Source organism: Herbidospora sp. RD11066, assembly GCF_054661255.1.
Map to the genome: position 1 here is coordinate 1 of NZ_BAAGDO010000233.1, position 257 is coordinate 257.

The window sequence follows — 257 nt, forward strand, 5'->3', positions numbered from 1 at the left end:
GCAATGCCATTGCTTTTTATGTGTCAAATGACCAACTGCGAGGAAAGGCCCGACTGGAAATGGCACAGATCCAGCAGTATGTGAACTTTGCCGATCAAGAGCTTTTACCATCAGTGGCCACCTGGGTGTTCCCAACGCTGGGACTGATGCAGTATAACAAGCAGGCCACTGATAAAGCTATGGAGGATGTAAAGAAGTGCTTGACTGTATTGAACAATGTTCTCTTGACAAAGACTTTCCTTGTGGGTGAACGCGTG

1 protein-coding gene is annotated in these 257 nt (G+C 47.1%); it reads left to right on the top strand.

The window, feature by feature from the left end:
- A partial coding sequence (locus tag ACYQ78_RS39810; RefSeq protein ID WP_459806180.1) for a glutathione binding-like protein occupies positions 1-257 on the top strand: 257 nt, incomplete at both ends.